This window comes from Acinetobacter entericus (assembly GCF_026168575.1).
In the GTDB taxonomy this organism is placed as follows: Bacteria; Pseudomonadota; Gammaproteobacteria; order Pseudomonadales; family Moraxellaceae; genus Acinetobacter; species Acinetobacter bouvetii.
This window is the reverse complement of record NZ_JAPEQW010000056.1, coordinates 1-6,976: the sequence shown is the minus strand read 5'-3', so window position 1 is coordinate 6,976 and position 6,976 is coordinate 1. Positions and strand designations below refer to the sequence as shown.

The window sequence follows — 6,976 nt, the reverse complement described above, 5'->3', positions numbered from 1 at the left end:
GCGTGATTAATTGAGCCTACAGGCTCTTTTTTTTGCCTATCTTGCATGACGTAGCATGACAAAGGTGAGTTTATGGCAGCACTAAAAGAGCCTGTAAAAATGTTTATAGTTCAGTCTCTTGCTTGCTTTGATACACCCCAACAGGTAGCAGATGCTGTCATGCAAAGATATGGCATTGAAATTGATCGCAGGCAATGTGAGAACTATGACCCGACAAAGTTTGCTGGGCGCAACCTGAGCAAGAAATTAAAAGACTTATTTAAAAGTACTCGTGACGATTTCCGGAAGAATATTGAAGACATTGCGATTGCAAACAAAGCCTTTCGGCTCATGGAGCTTCAGAAAATGTATGAAGATTCAGGCCGTAATAAGCGGGCAAAGCAGAATTTACTGAAGCAAGCATTTCAAGAAACAGATGGCCGTGTGACTAAGCAGGAAATCACAGGCAAAGGCGGCAAGCCAATTGAAACAGTAACTACCAATGTTCCAACGGAAAGCTACCTTGCAGCAAGGGAGCAGGCTTTAAATGATTACTGATCCAGCACGTGAGCTTGCGATTCGTATTGAGGCTCAAGAGGACTTGTATTTCTTTTCTCGATACATGTTCAAAGAACGCCGCAAGTACAAATGGATGCATAACTGGCATCATCGGGTTGTTTGTGATGCTTTAATGAAAGTATTTCGTGGTGAAACTAAGCGTTTAATCATCAATATTCCGCCACGTTATTCCAAGACTGAATTGGCTGTGATTAATTTCATGGCTTGGTGCTTTGGCAAGGTTCCTGATTGTGAATTTATTCATATCAGCTACTCTGCGACCTTGGCAGCCAATAATGCATTCCAAACGCGCAACTTGGTGCAGGAAACTGCATATAAGCGCGTATTTCCTGAGTTTCAGTTGCGCGATGACAGCAAGGCTAAGGATGATTGGCGTACCCAAGCGGGCGGTGTCTGCTACGCACAAGGTACAGGCGGAACAATTACCGGCTTTGGCGCTGGCAAGATCCGAAAGGAATTTGGTGGGGCCATCATTATCGATGACCCACACAAGGCTAGTGAAGCAAGCTCGGATACGATCCGCGGTAATGTCATCGAGTGGTTTCAAAACACACTTGAGTCCCGTACAAACTCACCAGATACGCCGATCATTGTGATTATGCAGCGTTTGCATGAAGAGGATCTGGCAGGGTGGCTTTTAGGCGGCGGCAATGGTGAAGAATGGGAACACCTTTGCTTGCCGGCTATTCAAGATGACGGCACAGCACTATGGCCCGCAAAGCATTCAATTGAGCGCCTTAAGGTTATGGAGGATGCTGCGCCGTATGTGTTTTCTGGGCAATATCGTCAATTACCATCCCCGCCAGCTGGCGGTTTTTTTAAGCCTGATCGAATTGAAATAGTTGATGCGCTACCAGCGGAATTTATGAAAGAGGTCCGCGCTTGGGACTTAGCGGCATCTGAAAACGAAGGTGACTGGACTGCAGGCCCGAGAATGCTAAAGACCAAAGAAAACATCATTTACATTGTGGATATGGTGCGCGGCCGATGGGGCCCTGACGGTGTTGAAAACACAATTAAGCAAACGGCTCAAATGGATGGAAAGTCAGTGATGATTCGGCTGCCGCAAGATCCTGGTCAAGCGGGCAAGTCCCAAGCCAAAAACTTTATCACCATGCTTTCTGGCTTTAGTGTTAAAGCTGAGACGGTATCAGGCGACAAGATTACTCGTGCTCAGCCCTTTGCAGCTCAGGTCAACATAGGCAACGTGAAGATGCTGCGCGGTGAATGGAATAAGCCGCTGATTGATGAGCTGCGCAACTTCCCAAACGGCAAAAATGATGACCAAGTGGACGGCTGCAGTGATGGCTTTAATGAGCTGAATGAAGCGCGTATCGGTAAAAAACCTGCAGGTGCTGGCACTCGAACATATCAATAGGAAAAATTATGGCAAAGTCTAAAAAAGACAAAGCGTCAAAGAAGGCTTTGTCTAAGGGCGGTTTATTCACGCAAGAGGCGGTTTCAAACTTCTTCGCGCATTTTGGCCGGCAGCCGGATAATGATGAAGTGTTGCGCAAAGCGGGTATCACCCGTCATCGACTGCGGGTATTGCTGGATGATGATGAAATTGCACAGGCAGTTGAGACACGTATTGATGCGCTTTTAGGTACGCCGTATCGAATTGAACCGAGCGATACGCCTGAAGCTGAATTTCTAAAGCTTATTATGGATGAATGGTATTTTGAAATTTCCTCTGGAGCACTTAACGCGCTTTTCTTTGGCTATTCAGTTCAAGAAGCTGTATATGAACTTAAGCCTGAGGGATACATCGGACTGCAGTGGATTGGTGAAAAGCCAATGCAATGGTTTGAGCCTAAGAATGATGGACGGCTCATTTTGCGTAAGGAAGGATCTAGCCAAGAGCATGTCGTTGATCAAATTTTTAAATTTTTCCTCACGCGCCGTAAAGCGACCTATGAACAGCCTTATGGCAAAGCATTATTGGCCACACTGTATTGGATGTTTTTCTTTAAGCAGAATGGTTTTAAGTTCTGGGCAAAGTTTTTAGAGCGCTTCGGAACACCCATTCTTTTGGGTAAATGCAAAGACACTGAAACTGCAGATATGAATGAGGCGCTTTTGAACGCTCATGCACAAAGTGTTTTGTCTATTGATGCGGAAGATGATGTTTCGCTGTTGTCTACTTCAGGCTCGAATGGAACAGCAGGCTCAGCTTTTGAAACTTTCAATCGAACAATCGCCCAGCAAATTCAGAAGATTATTTTAGGTCAAACATTAACAAGTGGCACCGATGGGAAAGGAAGCTATGCTCTTGGCCAAGTCCATGAGAATGTCCGTGCGGACAAACTCAAATCAGATATGCGTTTAGTCACTCCAACATTGCAAGCAGTGGTTGATGCGCTATGCGAGTTAAATAATTGGGCCGAACATACAATCGTATTGGGCGAAGAAGCCAAGGTGCTAAATACTGAGCAGGCTGAACGCGATACACGATTGAAAAATGCCGGTGCAAACTTCTCAGATGCATACTTTATTCGTGAATATGGACTGCAGGAAGGCGATTTAAAACCAGCTGAACAGGGCATGTTTTCTAATGCTCAATTATCAGCAATTCCACGTAAGGCATTTTCATTTGCAGCTGGTACGAAGAAACTTTCTGCAGATCAGCAAGAGGTTGAGGGATTAACGGATGGCCAAGATGATCTGCAGTTATTGACTAATGAGCAGATTAGACAATTAGCAGCTGATTCTGAGACTCCAGAGGCCTTGCTGTTCAATTTGTCGCGATTAATACCAGGTGCGACGCAATCGCAATTTACTGCAAATTTAGACCAAGCTTTATTTGCTGCGGATGTATTGGGGTATGCGACAGCAGCCAAGGGGAAATAGATGCAACCGGTCACGTTCCTTGAGGCGCTGCAGTATGCGCATGATAAAAAAATTGTGCTGCCTGATGAGTTTTATTCAATGGATCTTAAGACCCGGCAGATGGCGACCACGGTTAGCTTTTTGTCGAGTCTTGAGCAAGTTGAGTCAGTGATTAAGTCGCTGAATAAAACTTTGGCCAAAGGTGGGACGTTTAACGACTTTCAGAAGCTCGTTGCTGAATCTGAAATCATGCTGCCAAAGCATTACCTAGACAATGTCTTTCGCACCAATATCCAAAGTGCATATGGTCATGGTCGTTGGCAGCAACAGCAACGAAATAAAGATAAACGTCAGTACCTGATGTATTCGGCTATCGATGATAGTCGCGTACGTCCTGCACACTTGGCATTGAATCGCATTGTATTGCCGATAGATCATCCATTTTGGCTAACACATTACCCACCGTTGGGCTTTCGTTGCCGTTGTACTGTTATCGCACTCACAGAGAAACAAGCGCTTAAATACGGCATTACACCAGATGACAAGTTGCCCGAAGTTGCAGAGGCTTTGGACTGGAGTTCTCATCCGCTGCAGTTTGGTGATCTGGAAGCATTGGTTGATAAAAAGATCAATGTTTCAGTGCTTGATAAGGTATATCTCCTTGAGCAAAAAGAAGTGATTAAAGCTGAATGGACAGCATCGAAAAAGTTGGCCAGTTTATTCGCGCCGATCAGTGATTCCAGCCGAGATTTATTTGAAACAGTGGCCAATACGGTTATCCCGCTTGATCCATCAATCAGACCAAGCGCAATTAAAACATTGCTGGATTATGTACAGGGTAATGATTCTGCTCTTACAAGTTATTTGAAGCAGCCATCAATTAGCTTGGCTGAGGATGTGCTTAAGCGCTGGGTCAAAGATGATATGGCAAAGATTCACGCCGTATCAGCTAATACTGCAGAAGTGATTTCGGGATCAACCACGCTGGCCTTTGCGGCTTCGCTTGAAGTGGGTAAGGTGGTGGCTCTCGATGCGCCGATGCTTTTAGCAGGTCAATCAAACCTCATGATTCAGATTGAGAATGCTAAAGGTCTAAGCATTGATCTTGAAAAGCTCAATGCAGAGCAAGGTGTGTTGTTACTGATGGGAATCTCTTTTGAAGTTGTTTCGATGGAGATGGTTAATGGACAAATGGTTTACACATTAAGGGCTTTGAAAAACTAGCCGATATTACACAACAAACCGCAAGACGCCGTGGACTTTAATAAGTTCATGGCGTTTTGCATTATACAAATAGCAAAAAGCCAAGAACTCGCAATTCTTGGCTTTTTTGTTTCCCACAGATTTAAACGGAATAAGTGAGAACATTGAGTAAAGATAACAAATTTTCATTTAGGTTTCTAGGAGTGACAATGGAAGCAATGAATTTAAAGCCAGAAAGTTTTATCAAGATATTTTGGCATATTGCATTAATTATTGGATTTATCATGTTTGTTAAGTTCTTGATTCGTGTGGCAAGTTTTTATATGGGATTGGCTTGATAGTTTGTGGTTAAATTGGCAATATTTGCTTTAAATCACAATATGTTGAAAGAATAATGAGCTTACCGAACGAACATGAAGAATTTTTAGTTGAAATGGGGATTGATCCAGAACGTTTTAAAAAGTTAGGTAGAAATGCCCAAGTTCTTTTTGAAATTGCTCAAGACTATGAAATTCACAAAAATGATCTCTTAGATGAAGCAAGTTATGTTGCGAATAAGCTTCAACGCTGTGAAGGTGTACATACAGTACGATCACGTATCAAAGATACAAGCCATGTGATTGAAAAAATTATTCGAAAATGGGAAGGTGAAAAAGTTGCTGAGAAGTACGATACGATTTCGAAAGATACTTATAAAAGTATCATCTCAGATTTAATAGGTGTGCGAGCAATTTACTTATTTAAAAAGGATTGGGAGATTGTTCATAACCACATTTTATCTAAATGGGAACAACAGGAGCCTGTGGTTATTTATTACCGTAATGGTGATGATTTAACCAAATATGAAAATTATAAAGATTGTTCGGCTGAAGAGCATGATAAAGGTTATCGTTCAATTCATTACATTATTCCAGCTACCAAAATTGATGGACAGCAAGTGAAATGCGAAATCCAAACAAGAACAATTTTTGAGGAAGGTTGGAGTGAAATAGATCATAAAGTTCGCTATCCAAGTTTTTCTGAAGATCCGTATCTACAAGAATTTTTAGATATTTTTAACCGTATTTCAGGTAGTGCGGATGAAATGGGAAGTTTCGTCAATTCATTGCGTGAATTAATTAAATTAAATGTATTTCTCGAAGAAAGCAAAAAATTAACAGTTCAAATTCACGAGAATGAAATTCGTAAGTATGAAGAGAAAATAGAGAAATTATTTAAAGAAAAAGCAAAATTACAAGATATTGAAGCAGCGTATAATTCTTTAAAAAATGCGAAGGCACAAAAAGATCAGATTGAACAAGGGGTTGCTGCATTCCAAAAATCAAGTTCTCAAGTGCCGAGTATTAACAAAGCTAAGCTATTCTCATCAGCTTTAGGCTTAGATTTAGAGAATAAAGAGGTTATGGCTTCATCTGGGGTAATGGAAAGTTATCGCAAAGCAATAGAGTCAGCTTTAGACTTAGATATAGAAACTCGGAAGATTATTGAGACTGCCTTGGGATTAAATACTCATAAAATTGTGAAAGCTGCCTTTGGGCCAAATTCTCAGCAAGAATTAGGATCTGTCTTGGGAATAAGTACCAAGAAAGCGATGGAAGCTACATTAGGGGTAGATGCTCGCAAAGAAATGGCAGCATCACTAGGTTTAAAGAGTATTGTTGATCAACATAAACAAACTGACGATGATAATGATGATTGATTCCCAAAAAGCACCCTCGCGTGCTTTTGTATTCTTTAAAGAATAACTCTACTTATATTCCTTATGCTTTTACGCATAGACAACTATAAAAATATGCGTAAAAGCATAAGTTTGGCTATAATTTCCGATAATTTATAGCTTTTCTATAGTATTCCTATAGTTTTTCTATAATTCCATTTATATTTTTTGGGATAGAGAATTCAAAGTGAGTAGAGTAGAACAGATTGGTTCTCGTTTGTATGGTTCATCTTGGCAAGCTCAGATTGCCAACGAACTAAAAAATGAAGATGGAGAAGGTATCGCACGCCAAACAGTTCAAAGCTGGCATAAAAGAGATACACTTCCTCAGTGGGCAATTGACCAATTAATTGAAATTGCAAAGCAACGTGAATCAGAAGTAATGCAAGCAATTAAATTACTAGCGGAAATAAAAGAGCAGTAAATTGCTCTATTGATTATGCAGTCATTTGACTGCATAATGTGTTTATAAGGCAGCAAAAAGTTGCAGCCGTTACCTCGAGGTAGATTATGAACACTGTTGCAAACATTAATAATAAACAAATTTCGGTTATTAATTTTAAATCCATACCAGTTGTTACCTCAGCTATGCTTGCTGATTTGTATGGTTCTGATACAGATAACATAGAGATGGATCCGGAAATTTGAACAACTCCTATAAGTGATACT

At 41.2% G+C, this 6,976-nt stretch carries 7 protein-coding genes and 1 pseudogene; all 8 read left to right on the top strand.

Translation table 11 applies throughout. The annotated features are described in order from the left end of the window. The first annotated feature begins 72 nt into the window (after positions 1 to 72). Positions 73 to 537 (top strand): DUF2280 domain-containing protein, encoded by a 465-nt coding sequence (locus OKC24_RS18765; protein ID WP_265466190.1) that lies wholly within the window; start codon positions 73 to 75, stop codon positions 535 to 537. Beyond that, a complete protein-coding gene (gene terL / locus OKC24_RS18760; protein WP_265466189.1) occupies positions 527 to 1,936 on the top strand; it encodes a phage terminase large subunit in 1,410 nt (469 codons plus the stop codon). The genes OKC24_RS18765 and terL overlap by 11 nt, the downstream gene beginning before the upstream one ends. A gap of 8 nt (positions 1,937 to 1,944) precedes the next feature. Then, positions 1,945 to 3,408: a phage portal protein family protein gene (locus OKC24_RS18755; RefSeq protein ID WP_265466188.1), complete on the top strand. Its 1,464-nt coding sequence runs from the start codon at positions 1,945 to 1,947 to the stop codon at positions 3,406 to 3,408. Further along, positions 3,409 to 4,611: a phage head morphogenesis protein gene (locus tag OKC24_RS18750; RefSeq protein WP_265466187.1), complete on the top strand. Its 1,203-nt coding sequence runs from the start codon at positions 3,409 to 3,411 to the stop codon at positions 4,609 to 4,611. A gap of 188 nt (positions 4,612 to 4,799) precedes the next feature. Further along, on the top strand, positions 4,800 to 4,928 hold the full coding sequence (locus OKC24_RS18745) for a hypothetical protein (RefSeq protein WP_265466186.1): 129 nt from the start codon (positions 4,800 to 4,802) through the stop codon (positions 4,926 to 4,928). 56 nt (positions 4,929 to 4,984) lie between these two features. Further along, positions 4,985 to 6,289, top strand: coding sequence for a RelA/SpoT-related domain-containing protein (locus OKC24_RS18740; RefSeq protein WP_265466185.1), 1,305 nt, complete (start codon positions 4,985 to 4,987; stop codon positions 6,287 to 6,289). A gap of 205 nt (positions 6,290 to 6,494) precedes the next feature. Next, entirely contained in the window at positions 6,495 to 6,731 is a 237-nt protein-coding gene (locus OKC24_RS18735; RefSeq protein ID WP_265466184.1) for a hypothetical protein, read from the top strand. A gap of 86 nt (positions 6,732 to 6,817) precedes the next feature. Beyond that, positions 6,818 to 6,943 (top strand): annotated as a pseudogene (locus tag OKC24_RS18730) (ORF6N domain-containing protein); the annotation flags it as partial. Positions 6,944 to 6,976 lie beyond the last annotated feature (33 nt).